The sequence below is a fragment of the Streptomyces sp. NPDC030995 genome (genome assembly GCF_055571215.1).
On record NZ_JBVIFS010000006.1, the window covers coordinates 241,598 to 256,528 of the forward strand.

Below are 14,931 nucleotides of genomic sequence, written 5' to 3' on the forward strand. Positions count from 1 at the left end.
ATGGCCGTACGCACCACCTGGACCGTCACCCACACCTGTGGACACGAGGTCGAGCACAATCTCTCCGACCGCCCGGCCGACCGGCGTGCGGGATTCGCCCGCTGGCTTTCCGGCCGCGACTGCACCGACTGCTGGAAGGCGAGCCGGACCGTCGACAAGCTCAGCCGCGAAGAGTGGCTCGCCGCCCGACGGGCTGCAGAGCAGGCCGCGGCGAAGGAGTGGGCCGAGCAGTTCGACATGCCGCCGCTCGATGGGCCCGAGCGCGCCCTGGAGTGGGGCGAACGCAGCCGGCACCAGCTGGTCACCACCGCCTACACCGCTCTCGTCGTCGAAGGGACCTGGGACGACGCCGACTGGGCCGCCCTGGAAGAGAAGATCCGGGCCGTCACCCGGGCCGGCTGGTGGATCGACCAGCGCGACGCCGACGGCTTGGACGTTCCCGAACTCCTCGACGCCGCAGGTGACGACGACCGCGGTACCGAGAATCCGTACCGGTGAGGAGCCGCGCGACAGCTATCACGGCATCCGTGAATTCGTAAATCACGGATTCTCCGGACCATTGAAGTCATTCCCACCGCCGTCTCCGCCGCGTTCACGTGGAAGGAATCCTCCGTGCCCGAAGCCGCTCCCCGTCCCACTGTTCCGGCCGACACCCTCACCCCTGACCGGGACATCACCCACCGGCACTTCGCCCCGGGCGACCGCGTCGTGGTCCTCAAGGGGATCGCAGGTGACGAGCTCTGGGGGGACTCCATGACGGTCGTCACCCCGTCCTGGCACACCCCCACCAATGAGGACGGCTGGAGACTGCGTGATCCCAATGGCGGTCAGCACACGTTCGTCACCGCGCACCCCCGCTATCTCGTCCATCTCAACCGCCGTTGCGCCGACTGCCTCATCTACCTGCGCGCCCTGGAGAAGCTCATGGTGCGCAAGGCCACCACGGACAGCACCGCCGTCGACTGCGGCTGGTACACCTTGACCGCCCTCGACCAGCTCGTCCACGTCGCGGACACCTCGGGCCGCAAATAGCCAGCGCCATGCCCCTGACCACCCGCATCGTCCACATCGGCCGCGATCCGCACTCCGACGAAGTCCTCGCCCGCGGAGGCGACGCCGAAGCCGAGTCCCTCCTTCAGCGCAGCGGGTTCATCTCCATCCACCGAGGCCACGACCGGTACCACCGGCTTCCCCGGGGGCTGGAGCAACAGGAACAAGTCCGCCGGGCCCGCCGCGCCGTCGCCCTGCTCAAGGCCGTCGGCTACTCCCCGCAGCACGACCCCGACTTCGCCTCCGACGTCCGTGCCGTCCATGACCTCACGCTGGGCGCCCAGGTCGCCGGCCTCGCGGAGCACATCCGGGTTGCCGAACACAGCGAGTGGGCCGCTGCCGCGGTCACCGAGCTGGTGGCGCCCGGCGACGGGATCCTGCCCGCCGTAGCCGAGGTTCTCCATTCCACGGCCGACTTCCTGCAGGGGCTGGGAGACGAAGCCGACCCTGCTCACGCCGACAGGCTCCGCTACCTCGCCGATCAGCTCTCGGTCATCACCACCGAGGTCGGTGCGTACCGAAACCTGCTAGCCGACCGGCACACCGCCCACCCGCTTCGCCCGGCATGCGCTGGAGTCGACCCCCTGGAGGCAGAAGCCTCCGTCACCTGCTCCTGTCCTCCATCACCGCCACCCCTGCCGACCGCCGCCCGACGCACCCGATGACCCCCAACCACTGAAACGGAGCACCCACGCATGGCCCTCGACGTCGAGACCCCATCCCCGCAGGGCGGGTCCTAGGCGAAGACCATGCCGCGGCACGAATCAGCCTCGAACGCAGACGCCGCAGGTGGAGCACGACCAGTCTGTCCGGCCGCCTCAACCACAACGGATTCCGGATGAACCCATCAGGGGTGTGGCGGATCGAGAACGACAAACGGCGTATCCAACTCGAGGAGGCCATTGGATTCGCCCAGGTCTTCGGAATCACGCTCACCGAACTCGTCAGCCCGCCCGAGCTATCCACCGAGGCCGCAGAGCTGATCGAGGGCGTGGCCCGCGCCGAACGCGCCGTCCAGCAGGCCCAGCACACACACCAGCAGGCAAGCGAGTACCTGGCCACCTATCTCGCCGCACACCCTGGCATCCACGAGTGGCCCGGCGCCTCGACCAACGGATAGGTCTCGCTGCCCCACCTCCACCGCCTGCCCGGCGTAAACACCGTCCCTCCACCCTCCCGAGACCCCCATGCCTTCCAACCCGCCCCGCACCGACCTCGCCGCCTTCGCACACGCTCTCGCCGCCCGGCTTCCGGGCGGCGCCTGGATCACCACCTACGCCCGCCACGGCGAATACCCCGAGCAGATCCGCACGACAGAGGCCCTATGGGACGTCGGAGCCGTCGGATACGCCGCGACGAACTTCGTCCTGGGCCACGAGGCGGTCCTTGCCCGCGCCGACGGAGCCCGCCTGCTGATCTTCGATCGGGCTCTGCGCACCCACCAGTTCATGGTCGGCGCCCTGCAGCCGGACGCCCACCACGACGCCTTCCACCTGGTGGCCGAACCCAACGGAATCACCGTGCCAGCCGACCCCGCACGTGCCGCGGCCCAGGTCGCCCACCGACTGCTGCCCCGCTACGAGGCGGCACTGCGCCAGGTCCGTCACAACACGGCCCATCCGGTGCCCCGCCGGCCCGCGCCCCCGGTGATCGCCGGCAACGTCAGCATGGCCTGGTACCCGGACGGTGCCGTCGGCGCCGTCACCGGCATCGGCGATGCGACCGGGCTCCTCTATAGCCACGGCTTCCAGTACCACCCCTACGACCGGATGTTCCTGCTACCCGCGTCCTACGGCGACCGGGAGCAAATCGCCCGCGTCCAGGCCGTCTCACAGCAGCTGGCCCGGATCGGCGTCGGTGTCACGGTGCGCCCCGCCCCGACGGCACCGATTCCGGCATCGCGGCCGGCCCGCCCACCGGCCCCTGCCGTCACGTCCCCCAGCCGCTGAACCACCCCCTCAGGAGCACCCCGTGGGCAATGTCGCCGATGACTCCGGGACCGATGTCGAGATCTACCGTCGGGCCTTCAACCCCGACACGATCCACGTCGTCAGTCGCACCGGAGCCCCCGAAGAACTGCTGGCCCTCCTCGACAGCGCCGGCCTCGAACGCAAGACCCAGGTGACCGCAGGCCCCGTCTACGTCTGGCACGAAACCCCGGAGGGCCTGAGCGAGAAGGCCCAGAAGCAGCTGGTCACCCGCTCGATGCTCCCGGTACTCATCGCCGACTACGACGTCAACATCGATCCGGACGTGTACGACGTGACCGCCTGGGCGCAGGCGATGTCCGAACACCGCTCGCGGCAGGCCCAGGCGGCTGGCCCTCCGCCCCTCCGTCCCGCCGGACCAGCCAGCCCCAAAGCCCCTCGGTCCCGCTGACTCCCTCTCCACGTGGCTGTCCCCGGCATTTCGTGCCGGGGACAGCCCCCGCCCACAACCGGAGCACCACGATCCCGACGCCCCTGCCCAACCCGCCGCCAATCTCGCCCACCCGCAGACCCCGCCTTGCCGTCTTCTTGCTGCGCCGGGACCTGCGTGCCGTGACCGCCGCATCCGCCGGACGCCACAACCTTCTCGCCGCCGGCCCCTTCGGCGTCCTGAATGAGTCCGGTCGGCGCGGCACCGGCCCCAACCGCACCGGAGGAACGTGACCCTCTACGACCCGCTGGCGCTCGTACGCCAGATCACCCAGGAGATCAGTCGGCTGACCGCCCACCTGGCCTCCGCCGAACCGACCGACGCCGCCCAGGTACTCGCACACGTCCTGGCGCCTGAGGGCATCCTCGACAAGGTCACCGGCCTGATGGCCGCTGGCTCGCGGTTCGCCCAGGCCAACGCCACCGTCGGCGCACTACCCGCGGAAGTGTGGCTGGCTCTCGGCCGAGCCTCGAACGAACTCGACGCTGTGAGCGGCGATCTCGCCGAGCACACCGAGGACCTTCATCGCCTTGCCCGTCCGCTGGCCGTCCCCGGCAATCCGCCGGTCGCCTCTCCGCTCGTCGCCCGGAGGCACCGGTGAAGAAGCAATGGACGGGCTGGGGACCGGCCGCGGACCGGCCCGAGCAGCACTACCTCGTCGAGCCCCGTCACCTGGCCGGCGGTGGCGACCTCCGCTACGTGGCCGAGTATCTCCGCGCCTCAGGCTGGAAGGACCTCTCCCGTACAGGCGGACCGATCGTCTTCGACAGCCCCGACCGTAGCGTTCGGATCGGCTTCGACCCGCACAGCATGCCCGGCGGTTGGACCGTCTCCGGCCAGGCCATCGGTGACCAGGCCGCCTGGCACGCCACCCTCACCACCGCGGTTCCGGTGGAGGTCGTCGCCGGGTTCACCGACACCCTGACCAAGCCGCGCTCCGCCCATGCCCCCAACCCGTGGGCTCCGCTGGAGGAACACGGGTGGGAGACCGAGCGCGGCCAGCACTTCACCGCGGTATCCCCGGACCGAAACGCCTGGCTGCAGTTCCACCAGAACGAGCCCGGCCAGGCTCATTGGTGGGCCGGCGCCCGCACCGAACACGGCCGGACCTGGGACGCCGTGTTCACCCCCACCACCCCGATGCACCTCATCGAAGGGTTCTCGGCCACGCTCGCCGACCCCACTCCGGTCATGCGTCCGCGTGGGCACATCCCCGCGACGAAGTGGGTCCGCACCACCTCCGTCTCCGTACGGCCTTCCCAGCTCGGGGCTTGGCAGCAGGCACGGATCACTGCCGCACGTGCCACCACCTGGGCCGCGCGATCCGGCAAGGCAACGGCGGCCACCGGCCCATACGCGGGCGCCGGCAGTACGCACCAGCGTCGATGACCCCGGAAAGGAAGTCCGAGCGCCCTCGTGACCATCAGTGAACGGCAGCTCGCCGTCTTCTCAGCCGACCACGAACACAAGCTCGGCTCGGCAGTCAGCCCCCGCTACCTGGCCGGGCCCGGCGACCCCCGGCACATCACCCACGCCCTCCGCGCCGCCGGGTGGACGAACACCTCCGACCCGCTCCACCCGGCGATCACGATGGCCAGCTCCGACCACGTCCACCGCCTCGATCTCAACTTGGCCAGGCCTTACTACAGCTGGAAGATCAGCACCGAATTCGGCCACAGCTACTGGGCGGCGACGTTCAGCGCCGCCACCCCAGTGGAAATCGTGGCCGGCCTGGCTGACGCCCTGATCCGTCCCGCGCCGGACGAAGCCGGGCCCACAGTCGTGGACATCCTCACTGCTCGCGGCTGGGCGCAAACCACCGACGACACCGGCTCCCAGACCCTGGCCTCACCGGACGGCATCGTCCAGGCCGAGCTGCGCGTCACCACCTTCCTCGGGGTCCGCGGATGGGAATTCGAGGCCGCGCGTTACCACGGCGAGTACGGCCCCGAGGGGCTCCTGTGGCGTGCGTACTTCGACGAGGCCACCCCCGCCCACCTCCTGGCCTCTGTCACCGACGCCATCTCCACCCCGACACCCGTTCTGCGTGGACGATTCAAGATCGATGAGGGCCCCCACCTCGAGGTCGGCCCCGAATTCGCGATCGGCGCCGAGGTGCTCGCCGCGCACAAGGTGCGCTTGGCCCGGGCCCGTCTGTGCCGTCCCAGCCCTGCGCCCCCTGCGGTCCGTGCTGCCGCCCCGGCTGCTCCCAGCCGGACACCCGCTCGACCCTCTCGCTGACCTCGCCGACGCGCTCAATCCCAGAAGGACCTGTCCCGTTGCCCATGCCCCCCGACGAAGCCCACCAGCACGCACTCCGGCGGCTCGGCGTGTTCTTGCGGGAAGCCGAGGACACCCTCGCTTCCTGGGACGCCTACTCCGACCGGCACACCGCCCCGGACGGATGGCCGCACGACGACACCGCCTTCGGACTTCGGCAGCGACGCCGCGACACCGACACCTGGCAGGCCTTCACCACCGTGCGTGCCACCGCGGCGGCCATGCTCGACACCGCCGAAGCACAGCTGAGCCGGCTGCCCGCCGGCAGCACTTCGCTGCGGCGGGGGTGGCACCTGAAGGTCCTGCGCACCGCGCTGAAGGAGATCAACGCCCTTCAGGCCGAGTGGCTCGGTGTCCGCGACACCCTCCCGGTGAGCGCCCGGCCTGGCACCGAGGAGTACGACGAGCCGCTCGCCGAGCGCAACGCGGAGGCCTGGGCCTACCTCGATGCCTGGGCCCTCCACGGCCAATCCGTGATCGACATCGACAGTGCCATCCGGGCGAAGCCGTCCCGGAAGCCCGCCACCTCCGCCCTGGCAATGACCCTGCCCTCGAAGGCGGGCTCCACCGCCTGGGCACGGCGGTGAGCCGGATGCCCGAGCCCTCTGTCGAGCAGGCCTTCGTCAGGCCTTCCTATCTCGCAGGCCCCGGCAACCCAGCCTGGGTCACCGCCGCACTCCACCGGGCCAGCGGATGGAGTTACGGCCACGACCCCCTCCTCGCCCGAGTTGTGCTGGCCAGCCCCGACCAGCAGGCCCTGCTCCACCTCGAACCCGAGCCGGACCAGCCGTGGTGGGTCATCCGCCACGCCCGGACAGCCGACGCCCTCCTTGGCAGGCGAGCTTCGGCGCCCGCACACCGGCCGAGATCATCGCCGCGTTCACCGACGCCCTCACCGATCCAGCGACTCCTATAGCTGGCGGCAGCCCGTACGAACCGCTGCGGAACGCCGGATGGCAGCCGGCCCGCGACCACAGCGGGCTCACCTCTCCTGACGGCATCGTGCAGGTCGAGCACTTCACCGAGACCAGCGCCGACGCCTGGTTCATCGACGTGGCCATCAGCGGCGACCCTGAGGGGCTGATCTGGCGGGCGCTGCTCGGGACCGGGACCCCGGCGCACCTGATCTCAGCGGTGACTCGCGCCCTCGCCGACCCCTCACCGCTCCCCCGCGACCCCCAGCGCCTGCCCCCGCTGGGACAGGACCGCATGCACACCGGCGTCCGACAGCTGCCCGCCGCGCACGTGGCCTTCGCCCTGGAGCGACGTATCGACGCCCTGGTCTCCCGGTCTCCCGGACCGTGCCGCCCAGCGCTCCCACCCGGACCTGCCGTACAGCCCCACCCGGACCTGCCGTACAGCCCCGGCCGCACCGCTCCCGCTGACCTAGCCCTCCCCCTTGGAACCGCCCTCTTGTCGAACTCCTCCAACTCCAGCAGTGACGGCTACGACATAGCCTTCAAGGCGCTCCTCGGCGCCATGGCCGTCATCGTCCCCCTGTCCACGCTGGCCTGGCTCGGCGGGAACACGCTCGCCCAGGTCACCGGCACCGGAGCCTGGGTCCCCTATCAGCCGGCCAACGCCCTCCTCCACCCCGACCGCCTATGGCCGGACAGCGGGGAGACGGCGCTCTTGATCGCCACCCGGATCCTGCCGTCGGTGCTTCTCCTCGCGCTCGTCCTGACCGGCTTCGTCTGGTGGAGGCGCCACAACACGGGCGGCGGGAAGCGGAAGCGCGTCGCCGGGATGGCGAAACGTTCCGACATCGAGCCGCTTCTCGCCAAGGCGATCACCGCCAAGGCCCGCTCGCTGCGCCCCAGCCTGAAGGACGCGAAGGACATCGCCGCAAAGGACACCGGCATCCTCCTCGGCAACCTCCAGGGCAGCAGGCATGAAGTCCGCATGGGCTACGAGGACGTCGCCGTGGCGATCATGGCGCCGCGCTCCGGCAAGACCACATGCCTGGCGATCCCCGCGATCCTGGCCGCCCCCGGCCCCGTCCTGCTCACGTCGAACAAGGCAGCCGGCGACGCGTTCACCACCACGTACGACGCCCGCGGCCACGTCGGCCGGGTCTGGACCATGGACCCGCAGCAGATCGCCCACACCGAGCGGACCATGTGGTGGAACCCGCTCGCCAGCGCCAAGTCCCTTGAGGGCGCAGGCCGTCTGGCCGGACACTTCCTCGCCGCCTCCGTGGACGCGAGCCAGCAGGGCGACTTCTGGTCCAAGGCCGGCAGCAACATCCTGTCGCAGCTCTTCCTCGCCGCCGCCCTCGACGAACGCCCGATCACCGACGTCATGCAGTGGCTCGCCTTCCCCGCAGACCGCACCCCGCTGGACATCCTGCGCGACCACCGCTTCACCGCGGTCGCCTCCCAGCTCAAGGGCACCGTGGAGGGCCCGCCTGAGACCAGAGACGGGATCTACGAGACCGCGAGACAGTATGCCTCCGCCCTACTGAACAGCGAGATCGCGGCCTGGGTCACCCCGCAGAAGGGCATCGCCGAATTCGAGCCGTCGGACTTCGTCACCGGCACCGACACCCTGTTCTTGCTCTCGAAGGACGGCGGCGGCGGCGCGAGCGCGCTGATCGCGGCGTGCGCGGACTCGGTCATGCGGGCGGCAACCGCCCAGGCCGAGCGCGCCGGCGGACGCCTGGACCCGCCGATGCTGGCGATCCTCGACGAGGCCGCCAACGTGTGCAAGATCAGCGACCTCCCCGACCTGTACTCCCACCTCGGCTCCCGCGGGATCATCCCGGTCACCATCCTGCAGTCCTACCGCCAGGGCCAGAAAGTGTGGGGGGACGCGGGCATGGACGCCATGTGGAGCGCGAGCACCGTGAAGGTGATCGGTTCCGGCATCGATGACCCCGACTTCGCCGACAAGCTGTCCCGGCTGATCGGCGACCACGACGTCGAGACGAAGTCCACCTCCGTCTCCGACTCCGGTAAGTCGACCAGCATCAGCATGCGACAGGAACGGATCCTGCCCGCCGACGCGATCCGCGCCCTCCCCAAGGGCACCGCGCTCTGCTTCGCCACCGGCATGCGAGCCGCGATGCTCGACCTGAGGCCCTGGTACATGGAGCCCGGAGCCGAAGAGCTGTCCGCGGCCTCTGCAGCCGCGTCAAGGTCGATCACCGCCCGAGCGGTGGCCAAGCATGCGCCGCATCAGTCCGAATTCGGTACCGCCGCCTAACCGTTCAGCTTTGGCCGCCTGGTCGCGCGCCACACCCTTGTCTCGGAGACCGATGACTTTCCCTGTCACCCACGCCTACACCAGTGCAACCTCCCGGCCGTTGGCCGTGGCGCTCCCGGACGGCGCCAGAGTGTCCGCGCACATCGACGGTCCGGACGACGGATCCGCAACCGTGGTCCTCGTCCACGGTCTCTCCGTCACCTCAGCGCTCTGGCGGCGCCATGTGCCCCTGCTGGCCCGGCAGAACCTGCGTGTCGTGCGCTACGACCAGCGCGGTCACGGCCACTCCACCCGCGGCAGCGCCCCGCTGACCCTGAACCAGCTCGCCGACGATCTCGCACACCTTCTCGACGCCGCCGCACCACACGGGCCCATTGCGCTGGCCGGGCACTCCATGGGAGCCATGACACTCATGCGGCTGACTGCCCGCCACCCCCACCTCGCACCACGAATCACACGCCTCGTCCTGATCTCCCCGCCACACGCCGGGCTGAGCACCCGTACCGGAACCGGCGCCGGACACGCCCTTCTCACCCGCAGCCGCAACCTCCTGGCGCATGCATGCGCCAGGACCCCCCGGCTACTGGACGCGCTCCGGCGACTACTTCCCGCCACCAGCCGCTGGGCACTTTGCCCGCCGGCACCCGTGAAATTGCCGGCCCAGCCTCTCCCCTGCCGACATGGGCTTCACACCCTGCCGACAGCCGATATCGCCGCCCTGTGGCACGACCTCACCGAACAGCACCACGACCTCGACCCCCTGCGGGCGCTGGGACAGCGCGTCCGGATCCTGGCCGGCGACCGGGACGCCCACATCCCCTCAGACCAGACCCGCCGCCTCGCACAGCGCCTGCCCGAGGCGGAGCTCCAGGTTTTGCCGGAAGCGACCCATGCCCTGCCCCTGCGTCACCCGCTCCTCGTCACCGAGCACATCGCCGCCACCCTGCCGGACCCGCCCCGCAACCCCGGGGTCATGTGACCGCCCGGCGATCACGCCCCCGCCGACCCCAGTCCTTGAACCGCCGGGCCGCCCACCCGAGGCCCCACTCGTCACACCCGTGGCGAAAGTTGCCCGGACCACCGCCCACCTCACCTCCGGCCGCTAGCCGGCCCTGGAAGTACTACGACCTCGGCGACGGCTACTGCAGCTACGACTTCTTCGCCAAATGCCCCCACCGCATGGCCTGCCCGCTGCCCCGTCTACGTCCCCAAAGAGTCCACCAAGGGCCAGCTCCTCGCCGTCAAGGACGGCATCAACAAGATGCTCGAACAAGTCGACCTCACCGAAGACGAACGCGAAGCACTCGAAGGCGACCGAGAAGCGATCACCGCTCTCACCCAGCATCTCGCAGATATCCCTACCCCGGTCGGGCCAACCCCTCGAGAGCTCGGAACCACCGACGCCTTCATCCCCCTCACCCAGCTCCTGGCCACCATCACGCCTGAGAAGGAGAAACCCACGGAATGACACTCCTTGACGAACGGCTCAGACGTCGCGGATGTACCAGTCGAATCGGATTCCGTCCGCGTCCGGAACTTGCTTGGCGTAGGTGAAGCCCGAACGTTGCGCGACCGCCGCCGACCCAAGGTTCTCCGGGTCCACCTGGATCACTGCCTGAGTCGCTCCTTCGGCTGTGGCGTACTGGCAGACCAGGTTGACCGCGCGTGTGGCCAGGCCCTGGCCGCGCCAGGCCGGGTAGAGCCCGTAGGCAACGTTGACCTGCCCGGGGGCGAGGCCCGGCATCTCAAATCGAAGGTCGACCGTGCCGGCCAGAGTGGACTGGGCACCGACGCGCACTCCGAAGGCACGCAACGGCCCACCGGTAGCCCACTGCTCCATGCACAGGCGGAAGTACGCCTCTGTGCCGGCCCGGGTTCCCGGTCCCCCGTTCAGCCAGCGCACCAGCAGTTCGTCCTCGCCCGCCAGGTGCGCGTCAGTGTCGTCCACGTGCAGCGCGGACAGGGTGACGACGCCGTCCGACAAATTCGCATCATGCATGTGGTGACTCTTGGCTCTTCGGTACCCACGTGCAATCGAATATCCAGGAGCCGCGGCTCGGGCGGCAGCGGGAGGAGTGCACTGAACACGGCCACTCGTCACCGGAGGTGGCCGAACTAGGAGAGGTCCTTGCGCATCAAGGTGCACATCGTTTCGTAGCGGCGCAACGACCCATCTGGGGCTAGCTCGTCCCACGAGTCCGGCTGACGGTCGAATGCGACATAGCCCAGTCGTTCGTACAGCGCCCGAGCCCGGGGGTTGTTCTCCTCCACGCCGAGCTCGGCCTGACGCAGACCACGGCTCCTGATGCGTTGCTCCGCAGCGTCGACAAGGAACGTGCCGATCCCGCACGACTGCAAAGCGGGATGGACCGCAAGCTGCCACAGAGTGCCGACACCCTCCTTGACTCGGTAGTCGACCCCACCTTTCGCCACGGGAATGTCGGTTGCAGGGCAAACCGCAAGGTAGTCGACCTCTCCGAGCCGGGCACGCTCCAACTGCTCCGCGACGCTGATCAAGTGGTGTTCAGACCCTGACCACCCGCACGACGCCAGGTCGGCATGCACCAAATCGCGCGCCGACAGCTTCAACACAACGTTGATCATCTTCACCGCCTCCGGCCAGCCAGCATCCATGCCGGTCACATGGGACGCAACGCCATTTCTCATCCCGCGCTCCTGGCCGGCCACGACCCCAGCCCCAATGACATACGCCCCCTCGGCTGCTAGAGGACGCGTATCACGCATCCCTGACAGCCCACCAGGAAGGTCACAGCCCTGTCTCGATTCTCAATAACTTGCCCGTTTCACGGAAATTCGCAGTGGCGGAATATCAGGGACACCTCTCCCGACGAGTGGGACGACGTGGTTGCCTTCGACGCGGCCATTCGGAGGGGAAATGCACGGGCCAACGCGTCGGGTAACCGCCTGCTTGGCCAGGCATTTCTCCACCGCTCCCGCGTCCCCCTCGATCTGGCGCCGATCGACCACGCCACCCGCACGGAACGCACCGCCGAGGTAGACGAGTTGGAGCACGGCGTAGTCAACGGATGCTCGCCGTGGGCCTGCCGCGGCGGGGAGGTTGAGCCGGAGCAGAACGACTTCGGGCTGGCCTGTTGACGGGCAGGCTCGTGCTGGACCTCTTCGCCGGCCCTGGGGGCTGGAGTCACGCCCTGTCGGTCCTCGGCATCCGGGACGTCGGCCTGGAGTGGGACGCGTGGGCCTGCCGCACCCGGGCCGCGGCCGGGCAGCTGACCATTCGCACCGACGTGGCGATGTACCCGACCTGGCCGCTGGTCGGCCGTACCGCCGGCGTGATTGCTAGTCCGCCGTGTCAGGCATGGTCGATGGCAGGCAAGCGGCTCGGCCTGGTGGACCAACCGCTCGTGCACCAGGCGGTCGCGGACCTCGCCGTCGGCCGCGACACGAGGGCGAAGCTGCTCACCGCATGCAAGGACGTCCGGTCGTTGCTCGCGGCCGAGCCGATGCGCTACCTCTACGCGCTCCACGCTGTCGGTGAGCCGGAGTGGATCGTCATGGAGGAGGTCCCGGACGTCCTGCCTCTGTGGCGCCAGTACGCCGTGATCCTCAGGGGCTGGGGGTTCTCCGTCTGGACGGGGGTCCTCAACTGCGCTGACTACGGCGTGCCTCAGACCCGGCGGCGGGCGATCCTGCTCGCCTCCCGCACACGAACCGCCGAACCGCCGCAGCCGACCCACGCCCAGACCGCGGAGCCGGAGAGCCTGTTCGGGCCGGGCCGCGAGCGGTGGGTGTCCATGGCCGAGGCCCTCGGCTGGGGTGCCACCGACCGTCCCGTCCCGACCGTCTGCGCCGGCGGTGGTCCGGGGGGCGGCCCCGAGCCCTTCCCATCCGGGGCCCGCAAGACGCTCACCGACGCCCGCGACCGCGGTAGCTGGAAGGCGCCCTCCCCTCAGCGTGCTGCCCTCCGGACCACGCGTCGGACCGGCGCCGCCGCCGGCGCGGTCCGGGGTACGGGCTGGGCCTGGTCGCTGCGCAGCAACAACCAGGCGAACGCCACCACAAGGAAGTTGGACGAGCGGGCGGGGACGCTGTTCTTCGGGCACAGGGCCAACGAGTGCGTGTGGGTCGCCGCTCCCGTGGCCGACAGCAGCGGCCCGAAGGGGCCAGCCCCTGAGCCGATCCGGATCACCGCCGCCGAAGCCGGCGCCTTGCAGACCTTCCCCGCCGACTACCCCTGGGCCGGCACCAAGGGCGCCCAGTTTTCTCAGATCGGCAACGCCGTCCCGCCGCTCTTGGCCGCGCACCTGCTCGCCCCACACCTGGGCAAGACCCTCAACCGCGACGACTTCACCCTGGCAGCCTGATGCCCAACCACCCCGCCCGAGAGCCGGACTTCGACCCGTACGACACCCCGCCGGACCCACCGATCCACTACGCCGAGCAGGCCCTCCTCGGCGCCCTGCTCCTCGAGCCGCACCGGCGCGAAGCCATCGGCCCTCTGGGGCCCGAACACTTCTCGCGCCCCCTGCACGGTGCAGTGTTCGCGGCCGTAGTCGCCCTCACCCCACCCGACCCGGCCCTCCACGTCAGGGAGCCGGTGTGGCTGGCATCCATCCTCAGTCACGCCGGTCCCACAACACCGGCTCTGACCCCGAGCTACCTCCACACCTTGATCGCGTGCGCCGGCATGCCCGAGCACGCGGCCGAGTACGCGGGGATGATCCGGGCCGACCACGCCCGCCGCTCCGTCCGCGTCCACGCCGAACTCCTCATCCAGGCAGCGTGCGATCCCACGCTGCCGGATCCGGCCGCCGTCGCCCTGGCTCGCGCCGACGCCCTCACCGCCTTGATCGACGACCTGGGCAGCCGGTTTTCCCCCCACCCGGGCTCCCTGCCCCGCACCCCTTCCCCACGGTCACCGAGCCGGGACACCGGCGAGGAGACGACCAGCGAGGAACAGATCCTGCTGTCGACCGCCACCGCGCGTCCCGACTCCCTGCCTACGATGCGGTGGCTCCAGGCGGAGGACTTCGCCGTGCCTCTGCATGGACAGCTCTTCCGGTGTCTGACCTCGCTGGCCCACCGCGGCGCCCCGGTCGACCAGGTGACCGTGCTCTGGGAAGCCCAGCACCAGGGGATCCTCACCGAAGCGATCAACGCTCGCGACGTGCTGGAGATGCTCGCCACCCCGGCCGGATCAGCGCACCACTGGGGCGAACAGGTCCTTCGCCGCTCGCTGCTCCACAGCGCGCACACCACCGGCCTGCGCATCCAGGCCTACGCGGACGACCGGACGAACACGCCCCACCAGCTGATCACCGGCACCCGTCGCGCCCTGGCCGAACTCACCGCAGTCCGGGTCCGCTGGCACCGCACCACCAGCCCCACACCAGCCACTCCGCCGCGGCCACGCGCCCCGGCGACCACCCGCGCCGGCCCCCGAACGCCCAGCACCGCCCCCGCCACTGCGCGCGCCTCCCGCTGACCACCCCACAGGGTCCGGCCAGCCACCACTGGCCGGACCCCACAACCCGAGAGCACCCCGATGCCCACATCCACCTCGCCCTCCATCCCGACCACTCCTCCGCAGTCACCGCCACCCTCAGCGGTCCCGCAGCCGCTTCAGCGCGCGTTGTCCTTCTCGACCACGGATTCCGCGACGTCGGCGAGAACGCCATGGTGCTTGCCCGCATCGACCACGACGAGCCGTTCTACGCCGAGCAAGCCGCCGAGGACCTGGCTCACCACGGCTACGTCCCGCATATCGAGCCGGCCCTCCAGGAGGAGATCGACACCGAATGGACTTACGGCGACTACCCCATGCGCTGGCTGACCCGGGAGGAAGTCCGCGAGGTCAGCGCCGAAGCCCAGCGAATCCACGACGACATCGCCGCCGGCAGACTCACCGTCCACGTCCACGCCCATGGCGGGCCTTACACAGGTAAGACCGGAGCCGTGCACCGAACTCATCAGTGTTCCCGGAAAGTTCCCGGAGGAATT

18 protein-coding genes and 1 pseudogene are annotated in these 14,931 nt (G+C 70.0%); 16 read left to right on the plus strand and 3 right to left on the minus strand.

The window, feature by feature from the left end; genetic code table 11:
* The 14 genes and pseudogenes from ACZ45T_RS13150 (at position 1) to ACZ45T_RS13215 (ending at position 10,420) form a co-directional block, all read left to right on the plus strand.
* Positions 1 to 498 carry a hypothetical protein gene (locus tag ACZ45T_RS13150; RefSeq protein WP_468440508.1) on the plus strand — a complete coding sequence of 166 codons (498 nt, stop codon included), beginning with the start codon at positions 1 to 3 and terminating at the stop codon, positions 496 to 498.
* Between the two features lie 114 nt (positions 499 to 612).
* Complete coding sequence (locus ACZ45T_RS13155; protein ID WP_468440510.1) at positions 613 to 1,032, plus strand: hypothetical protein; 420 nt, start codon at positions 613 to 615, stop codon at positions 1,030 to 1,032.
* 8 nt (positions 1,033 to 1,040) lie between these two features.
* Entirely contained in the window at positions 1,041 to 1,715 is a 675-nt protein-coding gene (locus ACZ45T_RS13160; RefSeq protein ID WP_468440512.1) for a hypothetical protein, read from the plus strand.
* Between the two features lie 173 nt (positions 1,716 to 1,888).
* Positions 1,889 to 2,170, plus strand: coding sequence for a hypothetical protein (locus ACZ45T_RS13165; protein ID WP_468440514.1), 282 nt, complete (start codon positions 1,889 to 1,891; stop codon positions 2,168 to 2,170).
* 67 nt (positions 2,171 to 2,237) lie between these two features.
* Positions 2,238 to 2,999: a hypothetical protein gene (locus ACZ45T_RS13170; protein ID WP_468440516.1), complete on the plus strand. Its 762-nt coding sequence runs from the start codon at positions 2,238 to 2,240 to the stop codon at positions 2,997 to 2,999.
* Between the two features lie 22 nt (positions 3,000 to 3,021).
* A complete protein-coding gene (locus ACZ45T_RS13175) occupies positions 3,022 to 3,429 on the plus strand; it encodes a hypothetical protein (RefSeq protein WP_468440518.1) in 408 nt (135 codons plus the stop codon).
* Positions 3,430 to 3,697: 268 nt separating this feature from the next.
* Positions 3,698 to 4,069: a hypothetical protein gene (locus ACZ45T_RS13180; RefSeq protein ID WP_468440520.1), complete on the plus strand. Its 372-nt coding sequence runs from the start codon at positions 3,698 to 3,700 to the stop codon at positions 4,067 to 4,069.
* Entirely contained in the window at positions 4,066 to 4,857 is a 792-nt protein-coding gene (locus ACZ45T_RS13185) for an SPDY domain-containing protein (RefSeq protein ID WP_468440522.1), read from the plus strand. Before ACZ45T_RS13180 ends, ACZ45T_RS13185 begins: the two co-directional genes overlap by 4 nt.
* 27 nt (positions 4,858 to 4,884) lie before the next feature.
* Positions 4,885 to 5,709 carry an SPDY domain-containing protein gene (locus tag ACZ45T_RS13190; protein WP_468440524.1) on the plus strand — a complete coding sequence of 275 codons (825 nt, stop codon included), beginning with the start codon at positions 4,885 to 4,887 and terminating at the stop codon, positions 5,707 to 5,709.
* A gap of 44 nt (positions 5,710 to 5,753) precedes the next feature.
* The gene (locus tag ACZ45T_RS13195; RefSeq protein WP_468440526.1) at positions 5,754 to 6,335 is read left to right on the plus strand and encodes a hypothetical protein; all 582 of its coding nucleotides are present in this window, start codon (positions 5,754 to 5,756) and stop codon (positions 6,333 to 6,335) included.
* A gap of 106 nt (positions 6,336 to 6,441) precedes the next feature.
* A pseudogene (locus ACZ45T_RS13200) lies at positions 6,442 to 6,852 on the plus strand (SPDY domain-containing protein); the annotation flags it as partial.
* A 309-nt stretch (positions 6,853 to 7,161) separates the two neighbouring features.
* Positions 7,162 to 8,952 carry a type IV secretory system conjugative DNA transfer family protein gene (locus ACZ45T_RS13205; RefSeq protein ID WP_468440667.1) on the plus strand — a complete coding sequence of 597 codons (1,791 nt, stop codon included), beginning with the start codon at positions 7,162 to 7,164 and terminating at the stop codon, positions 8,950 to 8,952.
* Positions 8,953 to 9,004: 52 nt separating this feature from the next.
* Positions 9,005 to 9,931, plus strand: a complete 927-nt coding sequence (locus tag ACZ45T_RS13210) for an alpha/beta fold hydrolase (protein WP_468440528.1) — start codon at positions 9,005 to 9,007, stop codon at positions 9,929 to 9,931.
* Positions 9,932 to 10,213: 282 nt separating this feature from the next.
* The gene (locus ACZ45T_RS13215) at positions 10,214 to 10,420 is read left to right on the plus strand and encodes a hypothetical protein (protein ID WP_468440530.1); all 207 of its coding nucleotides are present in this window, start codon (positions 10,214 to 10,216) and stop codon (positions 10,418 to 10,420) included.
* An 18-nt stretch (positions 10,421 to 10,438) separates the two neighbouring features.
* Here the strand turns inward: ACZ45T_RS13215 and ACZ45T_RS13220 are convergent, their stop codons facing one another.
* Both ACZ45T_RS13220 and ACZ45T_RS13225 read right to left on the minus strand, forming a co-directional pair.
* Positions 10,439 to 10,951: a GNAT family N-acetyltransferase gene (locus ACZ45T_RS13220; protein ID WP_468440532.1), complete on the minus strand. Its 513-nt coding sequence runs from the start codon at positions 10,949 to 10,951 to the stop codon at positions 10,439 to 10,441.
* Positions 10,952 to 11,067: 116 nt separating this feature from the next.
* Positions 11,068 to 11,556 (minus strand): GNAT family N-acetyltransferase, encoded by a 489-nt coding sequence (locus ACZ45T_RS13225; protein WP_468440669.1) that lies wholly within the window; start codon positions 11,554 to 11,556, stop codon positions 11,068 to 11,070.
* Between the two features lie 506 nt (positions 11,557 to 12,062).
* Here ACZ45T_RS13225 and ACZ45T_RS13230 point away from each other — a divergent pair.
* A complete protein-coding gene (locus tag ACZ45T_RS13230; protein WP_468440671.1) occupies positions 12,063 to 13,295 on the plus strand; it encodes a DNA cytosine methyltransferase in 1,233 nt (410 codons plus the stop codon).
* Entirely contained in the window at positions 13,295 to 14,416 is a 1,122-nt protein-coding gene (locus ACZ45T_RS13235; protein ID WP_468440534.1) for a DnaB-like helicase N-terminal domain-containing protein, read from the plus strand. The genes ACZ45T_RS13230 and ACZ45T_RS13235 overlap by 1 nt, the downstream gene beginning before the upstream one ends.
* A gap of 137 nt (positions 14,417 to 14,553) precedes the next feature.
* On the opposite strand, the gene ACZ45T_RS13240 is transcribed toward ACZ45T_RS13235, so the two are convergent.
* On the minus strand, positions 14,554 to 14,901 hold the full coding sequence (locus ACZ45T_RS13240; protein ID WP_468440536.1) for a hypothetical protein: 348 nt from the start codon (positions 14,899 to 14,901) through the stop codon (positions 14,554 to 14,556).
* Between the last annotated feature and the right edge of the window lie 30 nt (positions 14,902 to 14,931).

Bases quoted from the DNA above. Each gene is read 5' to 3' on its own strand.
- ACZ45T_RS13150 (WP_468440508.1), top strand. From the start codon at position 1: ATGGCCGTACGCACCACCTGGACCGTCACCCACACCTGTGGACACGAG.
- ACZ45T_RS13160 (WP_468440512.1), top strand. From the start codon at position 1,041: ATGCCCCTGACCACCCGCATCGTCCACATCGGCCGCGATCCGCACTCC.
- ACZ45T_RS13165 (WP_468440514.1), top strand. From the start codon at position 1,889: ATGAACCCATCAGGGGTGTGGCGGATCGAGAACGACAAACGGCGTATC.
- ACZ45T_RS13170 (WP_468440516.1), top strand. From the start codon at position 2,238: ATGCCTTCCAACCCGCCCCGCACCGACCTCGCCGCCTTCGCACACGCT.
- ACZ45T_RS13195 (WP_468440526.1), top strand. From the start codon at position 5,754: ATGCCCCCCGACGAAGCCCACCAGCACGCACTCCGGCGGCTCGGCGTG.
- ACZ45T_RS13210 (WP_468440528.1), top strand. From the start codon at position 9,005: ATGACTTTCCCTGTCACCCACGCCTACACCAGTGCAACCTCCCGGCCG.
- ACZ45T_RS13215 (WP_468440530.1), top strand. From the start codon at position 10,214: ATGCTCGAACAAGTCGACCTCACCGAAGACGAACGCGAAGCACTCGAA.
- ACZ45T_RS13220 (WP_468440532.1), bottom strand. From the start codon at position 10,951: ATGCATGATGCGAATTTGTCGGACGGCGTCGTCACCCTGTCCGCGCTG.
- ACZ45T_RS13225 (WP_468440669.1), bottom strand. From the start codon at position 11,556: ATGATCAACGTTGTGTTGAAGCTGTCGGCGCGCGATTTGGTGCATGCC.
- ACZ45T_RS13235 (WP_468440534.1), top strand. From the start codon at position 13,295: ATGCCCAACCACCCCGCCCGAGAGCCGGACTTCGACCCGTACGACACC.
- ACZ45T_RS13240 (WP_468440536.1), bottom strand. From the start codon at position 14,901: ATGAGTTCGGTGCACGGCTCCGGTCTTACCTGTGTAAGGCCCGCCATG.